The organism is Streptomyces sp. NPDC050433 (genome assembly GCF_044458565.1).
Lineage (GTDB): Bacteria > Actinomycetota > Actinomycetes > Streptomycetales > Streptomycetaceae > Streptomyces.
This window is the reverse complement of record NZ_JBITIB010000002.1, coordinates 1-16,480: the sequence shown is the minus strand read 5'-3', so window position 1 is coordinate 16,480 and position 16,480 is coordinate 1. Positions and strand designations below refer to the sequence as shown.

13 protein-coding genes are annotated in these 16,480 nt (G+C 70.3%); 4 read left to right on the top strand and 9 right to left on the bottom strand.

From position 1 onward, the window contains the following. The first annotated feature begins 264 nt into the window (after positions 1-264). On the top strand, positions 265-510 hold the full coding sequence (locus ACIBLA_RS02845; protein WP_399197598.1) for a hypothetical protein: 246 nt from the start codon (positions 265-267) through the stop codon (positions 508-510). On the opposite strand, the gene ACIBLA_RS02840 is transcribed toward ACIBLA_RS02845, so the two are convergent. From ACIBLA_RS02840 to ACIBLA_RS02830, 3 genes are read right to left on the bottom strand one after another with little or no spacing between them, the layout of a single operon-like run. Next, on the bottom strand, positions 501-1,823 hold the full coding sequence (locus ACIBLA_RS02840) for an ABC transporter substrate-binding protein (RefSeq protein ID WP_399197597.1): 1,323 nt from the start codon (positions 1,821-1,823) through the stop codon (positions 501-503). The two genes, ACIBLA_RS02845 and ACIBLA_RS02840, sit on opposite strands and share 10 nt — an antisense overlap. After that, a complete protein-coding gene (locus ACIBLA_RS02835) occupies positions 1,823-2,662 on the bottom strand; it encodes a carbohydrate ABC transporter permease (protein ID WP_363239635.1) in 840 nt (279 codons plus the stop codon). Before ACIBLA_RS02835 ends, ACIBLA_RS02840 begins: the two co-directional genes overlap by 1 nt. Further along, positions 2,659-3,606 (bottom strand): carbohydrate ABC transporter permease, encoded by a 948-nt coding sequence (locus ACIBLA_RS02830; protein ID WP_399197745.1) that lies wholly within the window; start codon positions 3,604-3,606, stop codon positions 2,659-2,661. The genes ACIBLA_RS02835 and ACIBLA_RS02830 overlap by 4 nt, the downstream gene beginning before the upstream one ends. 180 nt (positions 3,607-3,786) lie before the next feature. Here ACIBLA_RS02830 and ACIBLA_RS02825 point away from each other — a divergent pair, with 180 nt between their 5' ends. After that, positions 3,787-4,650 (top strand): aminoglycoside phosphotransferase family protein, encoded by an 864-nt coding sequence (locus ACIBLA_RS02825; RefSeq protein ID WP_363239633.1) that lies wholly within the window; start codon positions 3,787-3,789, stop codon positions 4,648-4,650. A gap of 170 nt (positions 4,651-4,820) precedes the next feature. On the opposite strand, the gene ACIBLA_RS02820 is transcribed toward ACIBLA_RS02825, so the two are convergent. Continuing rightward, entirely contained in the window at positions 4,821-5,561 is a 741-nt protein-coding gene (locus tag ACIBLA_RS02820) for a 3'-5' exonuclease (protein ID WP_399197596.1), read from the bottom strand. An 85-nt stretch (positions 5,562-5,646) separates the two neighbouring features. Then, positions 5,647-6,879 carry an SAV2148 family HEPN domain-containing protein gene (locus tag ACIBLA_RS02815; protein ID WP_363239631.1) on the bottom strand — a complete coding sequence of 411 codons (1,233 nt, stop codon included), beginning with the start codon at positions 6,877-6,879 and terminating at the stop codon, positions 5,647-5,649. 423 nt (positions 6,880-7,302) lie between these two features. Here ACIBLA_RS02815 and glgX point away from each other — a divergent pair, with 423 nt between their 5' ends. Beyond that, positions 7,303-9,426, top strand: a complete 2,124-nt coding sequence (gene glgX, locus ACIBLA_RS02810) for a glycogen debranching protein GlgX (protein ID WP_363239630.1) — start codon at positions 7,303-7,305, stop codon at positions 9,424-9,426. 184 nt (positions 9,427-9,610) lie between these two features. Further along, positions 9,611-11,956: a malto-oligosyltrehalose synthase gene (treY, locus tag ACIBLA_RS02805; RefSeq protein ID WP_399197595.1), complete on the top strand. Its 2,346-nt coding sequence runs from the start codon at positions 9,611-9,613 to the stop codon at positions 11,954-11,956. Between the two features lie 119 nt (positions 11,957-12,075). Here the strand turns inward: treY and ACIBLA_RS02800 are convergent, their stop codons facing one another. From ACIBLA_RS02800 to ACIBLA_RS02785, 4 genes are read right to left on the bottom strand one after another with little or no spacing between them, the layout of a single operon-like run. Next, on the bottom strand, positions 12,076-13,116 hold the full coding sequence (locus tag ACIBLA_RS02800; protein ID WP_399197594.1) for a 4-hydroxythreonine-4-phosphate dehydrogenase PdxA: 1,041 nt from the start codon (positions 13,114-13,116) through the stop codon (positions 12,076-12,078). A 2-nt stretch (positions 13,117-13,118) separates the two neighbouring features. Beyond that, positions 13,119-14,660: a tripartite tricarboxylate transporter permease gene (locus ACIBLA_RS02795; RefSeq protein WP_399197593.1), complete on the bottom strand. Its 1,542-nt coding sequence runs from the start codon at positions 14,658-14,660 to the stop codon at positions 13,119-13,121. Then, complete coding sequence (locus ACIBLA_RS02790; protein ID WP_399197592.1) at positions 14,657-15,220, bottom strand: tripartite tricarboxylate transporter TctB family protein; 564 nt, start codon at positions 15,218-15,220, stop codon at positions 14,657-14,659. The genes ACIBLA_RS02795 and ACIBLA_RS02790 overlap by 4 nt, the downstream gene beginning before the upstream one ends. After that, complete coding sequence (locus tag ACIBLA_RS02785) at positions 15,217-16,164, bottom strand: tripartite tricarboxylate transporter substrate binding protein (protein ID WP_399197591.1); 948 nt, start codon at positions 16,162-16,164, stop codon at positions 15,217-15,219. Before ACIBLA_RS02785 ends, ACIBLA_RS02790 begins: the two co-directional genes overlap by 4 nt. Between the last annotated feature and the right edge of the window lie 316 nt (positions 16,165-16,480).

Here is a 16,480-nt window from a genome sequence, read left to right as displayed (position 1 = left end):
CGGCACACGGACCACGGATCATGGACGTCGGATCACGGACGTCGGATCACGGATCGGTGCGCGCGGGGGGACGCTGTGGGTCAGCGGTCGAAGATCCCGGGTCCGGTCAGGGCGCCGGGGTGTGCCGCAGCCGGGTGAAGGCGGCGACGGAGCCCCGGACGGAGCGGACGTTTACGATCGCCTGAAAATTGCAACCCATGATCCGCAGGCTAGAGGGATCGGATCGGCACGCACTACTCAATTTTTCCGCCGGAACGTGCAGACATGCAGAGAACCGGCCCGCGCGCCGGACTCGCCCTGCTCGAACCGCTCGCCGCCGAGGGGCGGTTGACGGGGCATCACCGGCAGTACGCGGTCCGGGCCCATCTGCTGGAGCGGGCCGGCGAGCGGGAGGCCGCGCTCGCCGACTACCGTACGGCGGCGCGGCTCACCACCAGCCTCCCCGAGCAGCGCTACCTCCAGGGCCGCGCGGCGCGCATCGAGGCGCGGGGCGACCCGCCTCAGCGCTGATAGCGGGCCAGCACCAGATTGCCGTCCTTCACCAGGCGTTCCTCCAGCTCCGCGCGGTCGATCGCGCCGCTGTAGTACTCCTGGAGCGCCGGGGTCGCGACCTTGTCCTTCCACTCCGGATAGCCGCGCACCGACTGCGCGGGCGCCGGCAGCAGTTCGCGGGCGAGGGCCGCACCGGTCGACCAGCCGTCCTTGGCGGTGTGCAGGGACGGGTCGGCGAGCGCCGCCGTCCCGGTGGGCAGCATCCAGTCGCCCTGGGCGAGGCGGACCATGTTCTTGGGCTGGAGGAGGAAGTCGATGAAGGCGACGGCCTCTTCCTTGTACCGGGTGTCCTCGGAGACCGACAGGGTCTGCGGGCTGACGCCCTGCGTCGCGCCGTCGGCCCCGGCGGGCGCCGGCAGCACCGTCCACTCGAAGCCCTTCGGCGCCTGCTGGATGATCTGCTGCCGGTACGAGAAGCCGAGCGGCACCATCGCGTACTTCCCGCCGAAGAAGCCGGGCAGCGTGTCCGAACCGCCCATGCCGAGCGTGGCGCCCGACGCGCTGCCGTCGCTGTTGACCTGGTCGCGGATGAGGGTGGGGACCTCGGCGTCGGCCCCCGTGTACTTGATCGTCACCTTGTCGTCCGCGCCTCGGTGGAAGAGCTGCCCGCCGGTGGAGCGGCTGAGGTTGAGCGTCGCGGAGACCGGGTCCTTGAGCGGCCAGGCCACGCCGTACTCCGCCTGTCCCGCCGCTGGCTTCCGTCCTTCTCCCGCGCTCAGTTCCTTGGTCGCCGCCCTGAACTCCGCCCAGGTCCACGGGTTGCCGACGGTCGGGATCCGGACGTCGGAGGCCTCCAGGATCTTCTTGTTGGCGATCAGCACGCGCGGCTCCTGGAGGAACGGCACGCCGTACACCCCGTCACCGAACTCCGTGGTCTGCCAGCTCTGTTCGGGGATGTCACGCTTCAGACGGTCGGGCAGCAGTTCGCCGAGATCGGCGAGGTAGCCGCCGTACGCGAAGTCGGCGAGGTCGTCGGAGGCGTCGTGGATGATGTCGGGTGCCTCACCGCCCTCGAAGGAGGTGAGCAGTTGGTCGTGGACGCTGTCCCAACTGCCCTGTACGTACTCGACGCGCACGTCTGGGTGGGCGGCGTTCCACTCCTTCACCAGTTCTTTGTTGACGGCGACGGACTCGTCCTGCCAGGCGAGGGACTGGAAGCGCAGGGTGATCCGGCCGTCCGCCGAGTCGCCGTCGCCGCCGGAACCGGAGCAGCCGGTGAGCAGCAGCGCGACCGTGGCGACAGCGGCCACCAGGCGTGTTCTCGTACGCATCAGGTCTTCACCGCCCCGGCGAGCATGCCGCCCGTGATCCGTCGTTGGATGATCGCGAAGATGACGAGCGAGGGGATCGTCGCGAGGAACGCCGCCGCCGCGAGCGGTCCCAGGTCGGCGACGCCCTCGGCGCCGAGGAAGTGGGTGAGGATCACCGGCAGCGTCTGCTTCTCCGGGCTCTTGAGCAGGACGAGCGCGAAGAAGAACTCGTTCCACGCGGTGATGAAGGCGAACATCGTGGTGGCGACGATGCCCGGCGCCAGCAGCGGAACCGTGACCGAGACGAGCGTACGGAGCCGGCCCGCGCCGTCGACGGCCGCCGCCTCCTCCAACTCGGCCGGTACGGCCCGTACATAGCCGACCAGCATCCAGAGCGCGAACGGCAGCGACCACACCACGTACACCATGATCAGCCCGAAGAGGGAGTTGATCAGGTGGAGGTTCTTCAGCACCAGGAAGAGCGGGATGATCACCAGGACGAACGGGAACGCCTGGCTGACCACGACCCACCCGGTGGCCGCCGTCGCGAGCCTGCTGCGCCGACGGGCCATCACATACGCCATCGGGGTCGCGATGACCACGGAGATCAGCGCGGCGCCGAGCGCGACGGTGAGGCTGTTGCCGGCCGCCCTGAGCAGCGGCTGCTCGTCGAACGCCTGCCGGAAGTTCTCCAGGGTCGGGCTGTCGGGGATCCAGGTGGGGTGCAGACTGCCCAGCTCACGCGCCGGTTTGAAGGCGGTGGAGATCAGCCACAGGAAGGGGAACGCGAGGAAGACGAGGTAGCAGAGGAGCGCGAGGTACTGCCCGGCGCGTGCGGGTCTGCTGGTGCGGAGACTCATTTCTCCTCCCCTGCCTTGAGACGTCCCACCAGATAGCAGGCGAGGAGGACGGAGATCACGGCGACCATGACGCAGCCCATGGCGGCGGCGTAGCCGAACTGGCCGTAGCGGAAGGCCTCTTCGTAGGCGAAGAGCATGGGCAGCCGGGTACGGCCGCCGGGGCCGCCGTTGGTCAGCACGTAGACCAGGGCGAAGGAGTTGAAGTTCCAGATGAAATTGAGCGCCGTGATGGCGAGGGCGACCGGCTTGAGGGCGGGCCAGGTGACGGTACGGAACCGGCGCCAGGCGCCCGCGCCGTCCAGCGCTGCCGCCTCGTGCAGTTCGCCGGGGGTGTTCTGGAGTCCGGCGAGCAGCGCGACGGTGGTCTGCGGCATGCCCGCCCAGATGCCGACGACGATCACGGCGGGCAGTGCGGTGGCGAGACCGGTGAGCCAGTCGCGGCCGTCACCGAGGCCGAAGTCGCGGATCGTCTCGTTGAGGATTCCGGCGTCGGCGTTGTAGACGAGGCGCCACATGATGCCGACGACCACCTCGGGCATGGCCCACGGGATGATCGCGAGGGCCCGCGCGAGCCAGCGGAGGCGAAGCCGCTGGTTGAGCAGCAGGGCGAGACCGAGCGCGAGCAGGAACTGCGGGACGGTGACGCCGACCGCCCACAGCAGGCCGATGCGGAAGGACTCCCAGAACAGCGTGTCGTGGTACAGGTCCTGGAAGTTGAGCGTGCCGATCCACTCGGTGGGCTCGGTGCGGCCGGACTGCGCGTCAGTGAAGGCGAGGGCGATGCCGTAGAGCAGGGGGCCGACGCTGAGGACGAGGATCGGTATCAGGGCGGGCAGCACCAGGAACCAGGCGCCGCGGTCGAGCACCTTCTTCCGTGGCGGTGCGCCTTCCGGTGTTCGCCTGGCTCTCTTGCTCTTGCCGGACCGCGTCTTCGCGGTCGCCAGTGTCACGGATTCGGCTCCTTCGGGCGGCTCTGTGAGGGCGTGGCCGCCCTGGCGGCCCCGTCATCGTGCTGACGAGCGGTGGGTTCGTCAAGCCAACCTGCGTGGATGCGAGACTTACCCCGGTTCGCACGACGGACGGCGGGCGCGCCGGCCGGTGGCGGGAGATTGAGGGAGAGTTCGATGGACGAGGCACGGGCGCGCGCCGTACTTGGCGCCGCAGGGCTGTCGGGCGACGCGGACCTGCTGGCGCTGGGCGAGAACGCGGTGTTCGGCGTCGGCGACCTCGTCGTCAAAGTCGGCCGGGGTCTCGCCGGGGCACCGGAGCTGCTGGAGCGCGCCGAGCGTGAACTGGCCGTCGCCGACTGGCTGGCGCGGAGCGGCGTGCCCGCCGTACGGGCGGCGGAGCCCAAGGCCCGTACGGCGGACGGCCACCCGGTGACGCTCTGGCGGCGGCTGCCCGACGCCGTACGGCCCCCGGAACCGGCCGACCTCGCGGCGCTGCTCCGGCTCGTCCACGCGCTGCCCGCCCCGCCCTTCGAGCTGCCGCGCCGGGAACTGCTCGGCGGTGTGGAGCGGTGGCTGCGGATCGCCGGCGACGCGATCGACCCGGCCGACGCCGACTACCTGCGCGAGCGCAGGGACGGCTTCGCCGCCGCCGCGGCGGCGCTCACCCCGCACTTGACCCCCGGCCCGATCCATGGCGACGCGCTCCCCCGCAATGTCCATGTAGGCCCGGACGGACCGGTCCTGGTCGACCTGGAGACCTTCTCGGCCGATCTGCGCGAGCACGACCTGGTGGTGATGGCGCTGTCGCGTGACCGCTACGGCATGGCTTCGGAGGCGTACGACACGTTCGCGGCCGGGTACGGGTGGGACGTGCGGGACTGGTCGGGCTGCGACGTGCTGCGTGGGGCCCGTGAGACGGCGAGTTGCGCGTGGGTGGCGCAGCACGCTCCGACGAACCGGCGGGCGCTCAGCGAGTTTCGCCGCCGCGTCAACTCTCTGCGTGACGGTGACCCCGAGGTGCGCTGGTACCCCTTCTGACGGGTGGGCAGGGTCTTTTCCCCTACCCGCCCCTTCCCTCAACCGGGGCTCCGCCCCGGACCCCGTACGGCCTTCGGCCGTGCCCTCAAACGCCGGGCGGGCTGGGTTTCGGGGCTCCGCCCCGGACCCGGCGCCTCAAACGTCGGGCTGGAAGTGCCCGGTCGTGAGCCTCAGACGCCGGAGGGGCTGCGACGGTCCGCCGGGATCAACTCGCGTAGCGGCCACGCCGCGTCAACCACCGTGTCCGTGTTCCCCTTGCGGCGCAGGAAGCTCTGGAAGTCGGCCGCCCACTCCGCGTACCAGGTTATCTGCCGCTCGTGCAGCGCCTGCGCCGTCAAGGTCGCGACCTCGCGGTGGCGGGCCGCTATCGCCGTCGCCACCCGCACGGCCGCCAGCGCGTCCGCGCCCGCGTCGTGCGCGGTGGCCAGCACCACTCCGTACTCCGTGCAGACCGCCTCCAGATTCCGCTTGCCCCGGCGGTACTTGTCGACAGCGCGGTCGATCGTGTACGGATCGATCACCGGGCCGATCGGTCCGCCGCCCACCCGGTCGTTCAGCGACGGCAGTCCGTACCGCGCCAACTCCGCCGTGAGCAGCGTCAGATCGAACGACGCGTTGTACGCCACGACCGGCACGCCCCGCGTCCAGTAACCCGCCAGCGTCGCGGCGATCTCGTCCGTCACCTCAGCGGCCGGCCGGCCCTCCGCCGACGCGCGCTCGCTGGTGACCCCGTGGATCGCCGACGCCTGCTCCGGGATCCGGATGCCCGGGTCCGCCAGCCAGTCCCGCCGCTCCTCCACCGCGCCGTCCCGCACCGCGATCACCGCGGCGGTCACGATGCGCGCCTCCAGCGGCTCCGTGCCCGTCGTCTCCAGATCGAATCCGACCAACCGCTCCCCGTGCCAGCCCATCCCGGTCCTCCCTCACGCTTCTCCCCGTTCGACAATCACCCTCGCACGCGGCACTGACAACGCCGGTCGAAGCCTTGACGCGGCTTCAGGAGACGGGGCGCGAGTCGGCCCACACCGACTCGAACTCCTCGCGGTAGGTCTGGAAGAGGCCGTGCTCCGTCTCCCGGCCGACGCGCACCACGTCGCGGCCCGCGCCCCGCAGCACCAGCACCGGCGCCTCCATGCCGCGCGCCCGTCTCAGGTACGACTGCACGACCGCGAGCCCGTCCGCGCCGTCCCCGTCGACCAGATACGCGGTGAAGCGCGGTGTCTCGTCGAAGACATGGATCTCGAAGGCGCCCGGATCGCGGAGCCGGGAGCGGACGCGGCGCATATGAAGGATGTTCATCTCCACGGAACGGCTCAGCTCGCCCTTCTTGAGACCCAGTTCGCGTTCGCGGCGCTTGACCGAGCTGCTGGCCGGGTTCAGGAAGAGCAGCCGTATCCGGCAGCCGGACTCGGCGAGGCGTACGAGGCGCCTGCCGGAGAAGTTCTGCACGAGGAGGTTCAGGCCTATCCCGACCGCGTCGAGGCGCCTGGCGCCGCCGAAGAGGTCTTCGGCCGGGATCTGCCGCTGGAGCCTGACCCGGTCCGGGTGGACGGAGACCACGTCCGCGTACCGGTCGCCGACCAGGTCCTCCACGGCGTCCACCCTGAGCCGTTCGGCGGACGGCACGGCCGCTCCGCTGCCCAGGATCTCCAGCAGCCGTGCCGACGCCCGCTCGGCCTGCGCGAGCACGGCCTCGGACAGCGCCCGGTTGCGGGAGACGACGTTACGGGCGACCTCCAGCTCGTCCAGGGCCAGCTCGACGTCCCTGCGGTCGTCGAAGTACGGCTGGAAGCCCGGCCAGTGCTGGACCATCAGCTCCCGCAGCTGCGGGAGCGTCAGGAAGCTCAGGACGTTGTCGTCGGCCGGGTCGAGCAGATAGCCCTTGCGGCGGGAGACCTCGCGGACGGCGACGGCGCGCTGGACCCACTCCTGGCCCGCCGGTCCGGCGGCGGCCACCACCCAGTCGTCGCCGTGCACCGGCTCGTAGATGGGCTTGAGGATCGCCGAGACGACGGCACGGAGCCGCTGTTCGACCAAATTCAGCCAGATATAGGCCCGGCCGGCCCGCTGGGCGCGCGTACGCACCTCGCTCCAGGCCTCCGGCCCCCAGTCCAGTTCCGCCCCGATCTCCATCGGCCGTGCGAGGGAGACCGCTCCGGGCGGGATGTCGCCGGAAACCCCCTCGTGACCTGGGTCACCTGGGGGTAGCTCCAGCCCTCCCGAGCTCACCCGCGCACCGCCTTCCCTCCCCTTTCAACGATCAAGGAAGGGTACTGCGCGAAGGGGAGGAGGTGCAGCCGGATGCACAGGCTCGTTTCTCAACTCCCCTGGTTCGGCACGGCGTTCTGTGTGCCGATCTCGGCCGGAGTGAGATGATTCATAGTGGTTGCGCCTGGTGACGGATGGTCGGCTCAGGCGCCGCTTATGGTTTGAATCCGGCCATATACGACTCCAGGACACGGTCCGGCAACGGGGTGGGGCTCCGGGAACGCGAAGTTGACCCGCCAGGTCGGCGGCCGGGCCGGCCCGACAGGTCGCGGGCTGCTTCCGGCCCGGCTTCCGCACCGGCCTCCTAGGAGGTTGCGCTTCTTTCGGGGAGTATCTGACCGAGGAAGCCCCAGCACCCGGATCAGAAGTGGAAGAGTCATATCTATGCAGGTCTGGCCGGGACAGACGTATCCCCTCGGCGCCACCTACGACGGCGCCGGAACCAACTTCGCGGTCTACTCAGAGGCCGCGCACCGGATCGAGTTGTGCCTCCTGCACGACGACGGTTCAGAAACGGCGGTGGAGCTGCGCGAGGCGGACGCCTTCGTCCGGCATGCCTACCTGCCGGGCATCATGCCCGGTCAGCGGTACGGCTTCCGGGTCCACGGGCCGTACGCGCCCGAGAGGGGGCAGCGCTGCAACTCGGCGAAGCTGCTCCTGGACCCGTACGCCCGCGCGATCAGCGGGAGCATCGACTGGAACGAGTCGGTGTACGGCTACCACTTCGGCAAGCCCGACTCGCGCAACGACATGGACTCGGCCCCGCACACGATGACGGCCGTCGTGATCAACCCGTACTTCGACTGGGGCGACGACCGCCGGCCGCGGACCGACTACCACCGCACCGTCATCTACGAGGCCCATGTGAAGGGCCTGACGATGCTGCACCCGGAGCTGCCGGAGGAGTTGCGCGGTACGTACGCGGGGCTCGCCCATCCGGCGGTGATCGAGCATCTGACCGAGCTGGGCGTCACCGCGCTGGAAATAATGCCGGTGCATCAGTTCGTCAACGACCACCGGCTGGTGGACGCCGGGCTGAACAACTACTGGGGCTACAACACCATCGGCTTCTTCGCCCCGCACAACTCCTACGCCTCCTGGGGAGACCGCGGCGAGCAGGTGCTGGAGTTCAAGCAGGCGGTGAAGGCGCTGCACGAGGCGGGCATCGAGGTGATCCTCGACGTGGTGTACAACCACACGGCCGAGGGCAATCATCTGGGCCCGACGCTCTCCTTCAGGGGCCTCGACAACGCGTCCTACTACCGTCTCGGCGCCGACAACCCGCGCTACTACACGGACACCACCGGCACGGGGAACTCGCTCCTGATGCGCAGTCCGCACGTGCTCCAGCTGATCATGGACTCGCTGCGGTACTGGGTGGAGGAGATGCATGTCGACGGCTTCCGCTTCGACCTGGCGGCCACGCTGGCCCGGCAGTTCCACGAGGTGGACCGGCTGTCGTCGTTCTTCGACCTGGTCCAGCAGGACCCGGTGGTCAGCCAGGTGAAGCTGATCGCCGAGCCATGGGACGTGGGCGAGGGCGGCTACCAGGTGGGCAACTTCCCGCCGCTGTGGACCGAGTGGAACGGCAAGTACCGCGACACGGTCCGCGATCTGTGGCGGGGCGAGCCGCGCACCCTGGCGGAGTTCGCGTCCCGGCTCACCGGCTCGTCCGATCTGTACCAGGACGACGGGCGGCGTCCCCTGGCGTCCATCAACTTCACCACCTGCCACGACGGTTTCACCTTGCACGACCTGGTCGCCTACAACGAGAAGCACAACGAGGCGAACGGCGAGGGCAACAGGGACGGCGAGAGCCACAACCGCTCGTGGAACTGCGGGGCGGAGGGTGCGACCGACGACCCGCAGGTGCTGGAGCTGCGCGACCGTCAGGTGCGCAACTTCATCGCGACGCTGATGCTCTCCCAGGGCGTGCCGATGCTCAGTCACGGCGACGAGTTCGGCCGTACGCAGGGCGGCAACAACAACGCGTACTGCCAGGACAACGAGGTCGCCTGGGTGCACTGGCCCGAGAAGGGCGACGAGAAGGACAAGGGACTGCTCGCCTTCACCCAGACCATGGTCTGGCTGCGGCGCGACCATCCGGTGTTCCGGCGGCGGCGGTTCTTCCACGGCCGGCCGGTGGAGGGCACGCACGACGAGCTGTCGGACATCGCCTGGTTCACCCCTGAGGGTGAAGAGATGATCCAGGGCGACTGGGACGCGACCGACGCGAGAGCCATGACGGTCTTTCTGAATGGGCAGGCCATCTCGGAGCCGGGGCCGCGTGGCGAGCGGATCACGGACGACTCGTTCCTGCTGATGTTCAACGCGAGCGGGGAGAAGCTGGAATTCACCGTGCCCGAGAACCTCGGCAGCCAGTGGCGGATCGTCGTGGACACGGCTCGTCCGGAGGGCGTGCCGCCGGGGGACGGCCCGAAAGTGGACGCGGGCGAGCGGATCATGATGGTCGGCCGCAGCATGACGGTGCTGATGCGGCAGGTGTAGGCGCGATCAGGCAGGATGGGGCGGGGGTGCGTGTCCGTACCTCCGCCCGGTCGAGCCGGTTCCTCGGGGCGTACGCGTGCTCGGGGCGTTGGCGCGCTCGGGGTTACGCGGGCTCGGGCACGCCGGGCTGCCGAATGCGTGAGCAGATGACACAGATACCGCTGAGCGGGGTACGTACGTTCGCATGACGCCCACTTCCACCTACCGACTCCAGCTCCAGCCGGACTTCCCCTTCGCCACCGCGGCCAAGGCCGTGCCGTACGTCGCCGCGCTCGGGGTCTCGCATCTGCATCTGTCACCGGTGCTGGAGGCCGTACCCGGTTCGACCCACGGATACGACGTCGTCGACCACTCGCGCGTGCGCGCCGAGCTGGGCGGCGAGGAGGGGCTGCGGCGGCTGGCCGACCGGGCCCGTGAGTACGGGCTCGGGATCGTTCTCGACATCGTGCCCAACCACATGGCGACCGCGCCCGGGTACAACCGGGCGCTGTGGGAGGTGCTGCGGGAGGGTCCGGCGTCCCCGTACGCGCGGTGGTTCGACATCGACTGGGAGGCGGGCGACGGGAAGCTGCTGCTGCCCGTGCTGCCGGGGCCGGTCGGCGGTGAACTCGCCGAACTGCGGGTCGCGGACGGCATGCTGCACCACGGCGAGCAGCGTTTCCCGCTCGCCGCCGGTACGCAGGAGCTGCCGCTGCCGGCGCTCCTGGACGCCCAGCACTACCGGCCGGCGTGGTGGCGGCTGGGCCGAACCGAACTCAACTACCGGCGTTTCTTCACCATTTCCGAGCTGATCGGGCTGCGAGTGGAGGACCCGGAGGTCTTCACCGCGACCCATGCCAAGATCCTCGAACTCGTCCGGGACGGGGTCGTCGACGGTCTGCGGATCGACCACCCGGACGGCCTGGCCGACCCGGAGGGGTATCTGCGCCGCCTCAACGAGGCGACGGGCGGCGCCTGTTGGACGGTCGTGGAGAAGATCCTCACCGGTGACGAGCCGCTGCCGGCGAGCTGGCCGGTGGCGGGCACGACGGGGTACGACGCGCTGCACCGCATCGACGGGCTGTTCACCGATCCGGTCGGCGCCGACGAACTGGCGCACCGCTTCCGGGACTTCACCGGCCCGGCGGGCGACCGGGGCGGCTACTGGGAAGCGACCGTTCGGCGCGCGATGTACAAGGTCGTCATCGATGAACTGGGCGCCGAGACCGCCGCGCTGGCCCGGATCGCGGAGCGGATCTGCGCGGCGGACGTCGCGCTGCGCGACCACGCGCCGTGGGCGCTGCGGACCGCGATCAGGGAGTTGCTGGTACGGGTGCCCGTGTACCGGCCCTACGCGGTCGCGGGCGGGCCGTGCCGGGAGTCCGACGAGGCGGCGGTGTCGGAGGAGGCGGCGCGGCAGGCCAAGGCGGCGTTCGCGGTGCCGGAGGAGGCCGCGGCGGTCGACGTCGTAAGGGAGTTGGCACTCGGCAGGCTCGGCGGCGGCCGGGACCGGACGGCGTTCTGCGCCCGTTTCGCCCAGACGTCGTCCGCGCTGCGCGCCAAGGCCGTGGAGGACACGGCCTTCTACCGCCATGTGCCGCTGCTGTCCGCGAACGAGGTCGGCGGTGATCCGGGGCGGCCTGCGGTGAGCCCGGAGCGCTTCCACGACTACTGCGCGCGCCTGGCCCGCGACTGGCCGGCCACCGGCACCGTACTGACCACGCACGACACCAAGCGCAGCGCGGACGTACGGGCCAGGATCAGCGTCCTGTCGGAGTGCCCCGACCGGTGGGACGCGCTGCTGCGCCAGTTGGCGGGGGTCGCCGCACCCGATGCCCAACTGGCCTGGCAGACCTGGCAGACGGTCTTCGGTTTCACCCCGTCGGAGGCGCCGCCGGACGGGGCCCGGATGGAGCCGGCGCTGCTGAAGTCCGTACGGGAGGCGGGCCTGCACACCAGCTGGACGGAGCCCGATCCGGTGTACGAACAGGCGGTACGGGACTTCGTTGCGGCGGGTCCGGCGGGCCGGCCGCGCGAGGCGGTGGCCCGCCTCGGCCGCGAACTCGCCCCGCACATAAGGGCGAACACGCTCGGCGCGGCGCTGGTCCATCTCACGATGCCGGGTGTGCCGGACATCTACCAGCGGACGGAGCGGGAGTATCTGGCCCTGGTCGACCCGGACAACCGCGAACGCTTCCGTACGGGCCCGCCCGACGAGAAGACGGTACTGACGGTGGCGGCGCTGCGGCTGCGCGCCGAACGCCCGCACGCGTTCGCGGAGTCGGCCACGTACACGCCGCTGATGGCGACGGGCCCGGCGGCGGACCACTGCACCGCCTTCTCCCGCTCGGGCGAGGTCATCTCGGCGGTCACGCGGCTGTCGCTGCGCCTGGCGGCGTCCGGCGGCTGGTCGGGCACGGTGCTCGAACTCCCGGCCGGCCGATGGACGGACGCGCTGTCCCCGGACCGCGAGTTCCCCGGCGGCCCGATCTCCCTGACGGAACTCCTGTCGGCGAGCCCGGTGGCGCTCCTGGCCCGCCGCCGCGACTAGGTCGGCCTGGGAAGTCGTATGAGCATCAGCCGCGAGGACCGCTGGGCCTCTGCTCCTACGTATGACCACGGAACGTACGGACGATGCGCGAGAGGGTCAAGAGTGTGAGGGGAAGGTTTTCAGGCGGCCGGCCCCGTCCGGCTCTCCAACGAACCTTCCACACGGCCGGCTTGACGGCCGGCAATGCGGACCGCGAGGTCGAAGGCGTTCTGGATGGATCCGGTGTTGGCGATGCCCTTGCCGGTGACCTCGAAGGCCGTGCCATGGGCCGGGGTGCAGATGGGCAGGGGCAGGCCGCCGGCGATCGTGACGCCGCCGTCGAAGCCCATCAGCTTCATCGCGATCTGGCCCTGGTCGTGATACATCGTCAGCACGCCGTCGAACTCACCGGCCTTCGCCCGGAGGAAGATGGTGTCCGAGGGGAAAGGTCCCTGGACGGCGATGCCTTCGGCCGCCAGTTCGGCGGTCGCCGGGCCGATGATGTCCAGCTCGTGGCGGCCGAACGCCCCGTTCTCACCGGCGTGCGGGTTCAGCGCGCAGACCGCGATACGGGGCGCGTCCAGGCCGGAGTCGCGCAGCACCCGGTCGAGAAGCCGGCCGGGCTTCTTGACGTTCTCGTGCGTGATGCCCGCGTCGACCTCGGCGATCGAGACGTGCGAGGTGACACGCGCCGTCCAGAGTCCGGGCAGGACATTCAGCTCCGAGGTGAAGCCGGTGACCCCCAACACCTCCTCGAACCAGCGCAGTTCGTCGCTCTCGGCCATCCCGGCCAGGTGCAGCGAGGTCTTGTTGAGCGGTGCGAACACGATGGCGTCCACCTCGCCGCGCCCGGCCATGTCGAGCGCGGTCCGCAGATTGCCGAGCGCCCAACGGCCGCCCGCCGCCGTGGCTTTGCGGCGCTCGAAAGGTCCGGCGGGACGGTGGGCGCTTCGGTCGTGCAGGAGCGGGAAGCCGTCGGCCGGTTCCGTACGGTAGGTGACCGGCGTCCCGGCGTCCTCGCCCGCCATTCTCAGTTCTGCCTCGTCGGAGATGAGCACGATGTCGGCGGACTGGACGGTCGCGGGCCGGGAGAGGAGCGCCGCGATCAACTCCGGGCCGATACCGGCGGGGTCGCCCAGGGTGACCGCGATCCGGGGGCGGGGCGTGGTGGTGGTACGCATGACTACCTTTCCTTGGAGGTGCCGGAAGTGGCGGAAGTGGCGGGTTCAGCGGCGTCGTCGTCCGTACGCCGCGACCCGCGCAGCGCCTTGACGGCCGCCGGGCCCGCGACCAGGGCGAGGACCAGCAGCAGGATTCCCATCGCCGTACCGCTGCCGGTGATCTGCGGAAGGACGGAGCCCTCGCCGAGCGCCGACGTCTGCACCAGCGCCTTCTCGAACAGCGGGCCTATCACCAGACCGAGCACCAGCGGGGCGACGGGCAGATTGAGCCGCTTCATCGCGTAGCCGACCAGGCCGAAGACGATGACGATCCAGACGCTGAGCATGCTGTTCTTCACCGAGTACGCGCCGATCAGGCTGGTGACGATGATCAGCGGATACATGATCGCGTAACGGACGCGCAGCAGTTGGGCGAAGACCGGGGCGAGCGGCAGATTCAGCATCAGCAGGATCACGTTGCCGATGAAGAACGACGCCAACAGGCCCCACACCAGGGTGGGTTGATTCTCGAAGAGCAGCGGTCCCGGCTGGATTCCGTAGATCAGGAACGCGCCGAGCAGTACGGCGGTGGTGGCGCCGCCCGGTACGCCGAGGACCAGCGTGGGGACGAAGTTGGCGTTCGAGGCGGCGTTGGTCGCGGCGTCGGGGGCGACGACTCCCTCGATCGCGCCGGTGCCGAGCTTCTTGCGGTGCTTGGAGAAGCGCTTCTCCGCGCCGTACGCCATGAAGGAGGCGAGCGTGGTCCCGGCGCCCGGCAGACAGCCGAGCAGGAATCCGACGACGGTGCCACGCGCGGTGGCCGGCCAGGCCCGCTTCATGTCCTCCTTGGTGAGCAGCAGATCCCGGAAGCGCGCCTTGATCGGCGCGGCCATGCCGGTGTGCAGCTGATTGAGCAGTTCACCGATGGCGAAGAGGCCGATCATGACCTCGACGTACGGGACGCCGCCGAAGAGGTCGATCTGTCCGAAGGTGTAGCGGGGGGTGCCCGAGCCGACATCGACGCCGACACAGGCGATGAGGATGCCGACGAGGCCGAGCCCCATGCCGAGCAGCAGGTTCCGGCCGGAGAACACCACGATGGTGCACAGGCCGAGGATCATCACGGCGAGCATTTCGGGCGGGCCGAAGTCCAGCGCGAGACGGGCGAAGTAGGGAGCGACGGCGGCGAGTGCGAACAGCGAGACCATCGCGGAGACGAACGCGCCGAGCGCGGAGATGGCCAGGGCCGGGCCCGCTCTGCCCTGCCGTGCCATCCGGTAGCCGTCGAGGGTGGAGACGACGGAGGACGCCTCGCCCGGTGTGGCGATGAGGATGGCGGTGATGGTGGCCCCGAACTGGGCGCCGTGGTAGATCCCGGCGAGCATGATCAGCGCGGTGAGCGGGTCGAAGGTGAGGGTGACCGGGATGAGGATGGCCACGCCGGTGGCCGAGCCGAGGCCCGGCAGAATGCCGATGACCGTGCCCAGCAGGACGCCGACGAAGCACCAGAGCAGGTTCTCGGCGCTCAGGGCGGCGCCGAAGCCGGTCGTGATGTGGTCGATCACAGGGTGCTCCAGACGGCGGGGTCGAACAGCCCGAGAGGGAGCGGCACGCGCAGGACGACGGTGAACAGGAGATACGAGACGACGAGCACACCGGCCGAGGTGGCGAGCGCCACCGGCCACCGCAGCTTCTCCACGAAGGCGGTGACGTACAGCGTCATCAGGGCGAGGGCGGGCAGCATGCCGAGGATCGGGATGAGCAACGCGGTCAGCACCATCACCGCGATGACGAGGACGAGTGTGCGCCGGATCGCGCGGGTCTCCTCGGGCGTGTGCTCGGCCTCCTCGGTGACATGTCCGTCGCCTTCGAGGATCGACCCGGTGCGGAACTCCTGGCGGATCAGGCCGAGTCCGACCAGCAGGAGCAGCAGTCCGGCGACGCGCGGCAGGGCGGCGGCGCCGACCGTGCCGTCCTCGGGGTTGGTCCAGGGGTACGCGAACGAGCCGAGGAAGAAGAGCGCGCCGATGGTGGTGAGCACCGCGTACGCGGCGAGCACCGGGCGGCGGGCGGCCCCCGGTGTGGGCGCGGCGCCCGCCGGCGGCTCGGTGTCGGTGGCGGTCACTTGAACACCTCCTGCATCTGCCGGTCGTAGGTGTCGAGATACCGGTCGAAGTCCGCGCCGCTGACGTCGGCCGGGATCAGCAGGTCCGTCTTGATGTAGTCCCGGTAGGTGCCGCTCCGCATGGACTCGCGGATCGCCTTGGTCCAGTACTCACGCTGTACGGGGGCGATGTCGCCGGGGGCCAGCACACCGCGCCAGATGGTGACTTCCGCGTCGACGCCCTGCTCCTTGGCGGTGGGTACGTCGCCGAGTACGGCATCGTCGTAACGCTCGTCGGTGAGCGTGCACAGGGCCTTGAAGTCGCCGCTCTCCAGATACGGTCTGGCGGAGGCGGCGCTCGCGGGGGCCACCTCTATCTGGCCGCCGAGCAGTCCCGTCAGGACCTCGCCGGTGGAGCCGTACGGCACCACCGCGAACGTGCCGCCGTTCTTCTCGAACTCCGCGACGACCAGGGAGTCCGCGCCGGTCTTGCCGCTGGACCCGGTCTTGACGGCCTTCTTGCCGCCGGCCTCGACGAGGTCCGCGCAGGTCCGGTACGGGGAGTCCTTGCCCGCGACGACGATGCGGGAGTCCTCGGCGAACATCACCAGGGGGGTGAAGTCGCGGTAGGTGAAGGGGACGTCGTAGACGATGGGCAGGGTGTTGAGCGCGGTCTCGGCCACCAGAAGGGCGTTTCCGTTGCCCTTCTCCGCGAGGAAGGTGGCCCAGCCGACCGCGCCGGAACCGCCTTCCTTGTTCTCGACGTTCACGTCGAAGCCCGCTTCGAGTTCGTTCAGGCCCTGGGCGACGACCCGTGCGGAGCGGTCGCTGCCGCCTCCGGGGGCGAAAGCGACCAGGGCCGAGACGGAGCCGCGCGGGGTCCAGTCGTCGGGCACCGGGGGGCTCGCGTTGAGCAACGAGCACCCCGTGACCAGCGTGAGGGCGCTCGTGACGGCCAGCGTCATGCGCAGGGGTGACTTAATCGTCAGCCTTCTTGCGTCCGGGGGTGGATGCTCCGAGTCACCATCCCTGTGACATCAGAGATCCTATTGGATATTCGGTGGAGATGCGGGTGACGCTAAGGGCGCGCAAGTGCGGTTGGCAAGAGGACGGACCAAAGTCCCTGGCGTGGGGCGGCACATGGAAAGGCTGCGGGGGGGGGGGGCGGGGGGGGGGCCCCCCCCCCCGGGGGGGGGGGGCCCGGGCCCGCCGCCCCCCGCCGGCACCCCCCCGGCCCCCCCCCGCCACAGGTGGCCCAAGCCGCCCACCCCGAGCCCCGGG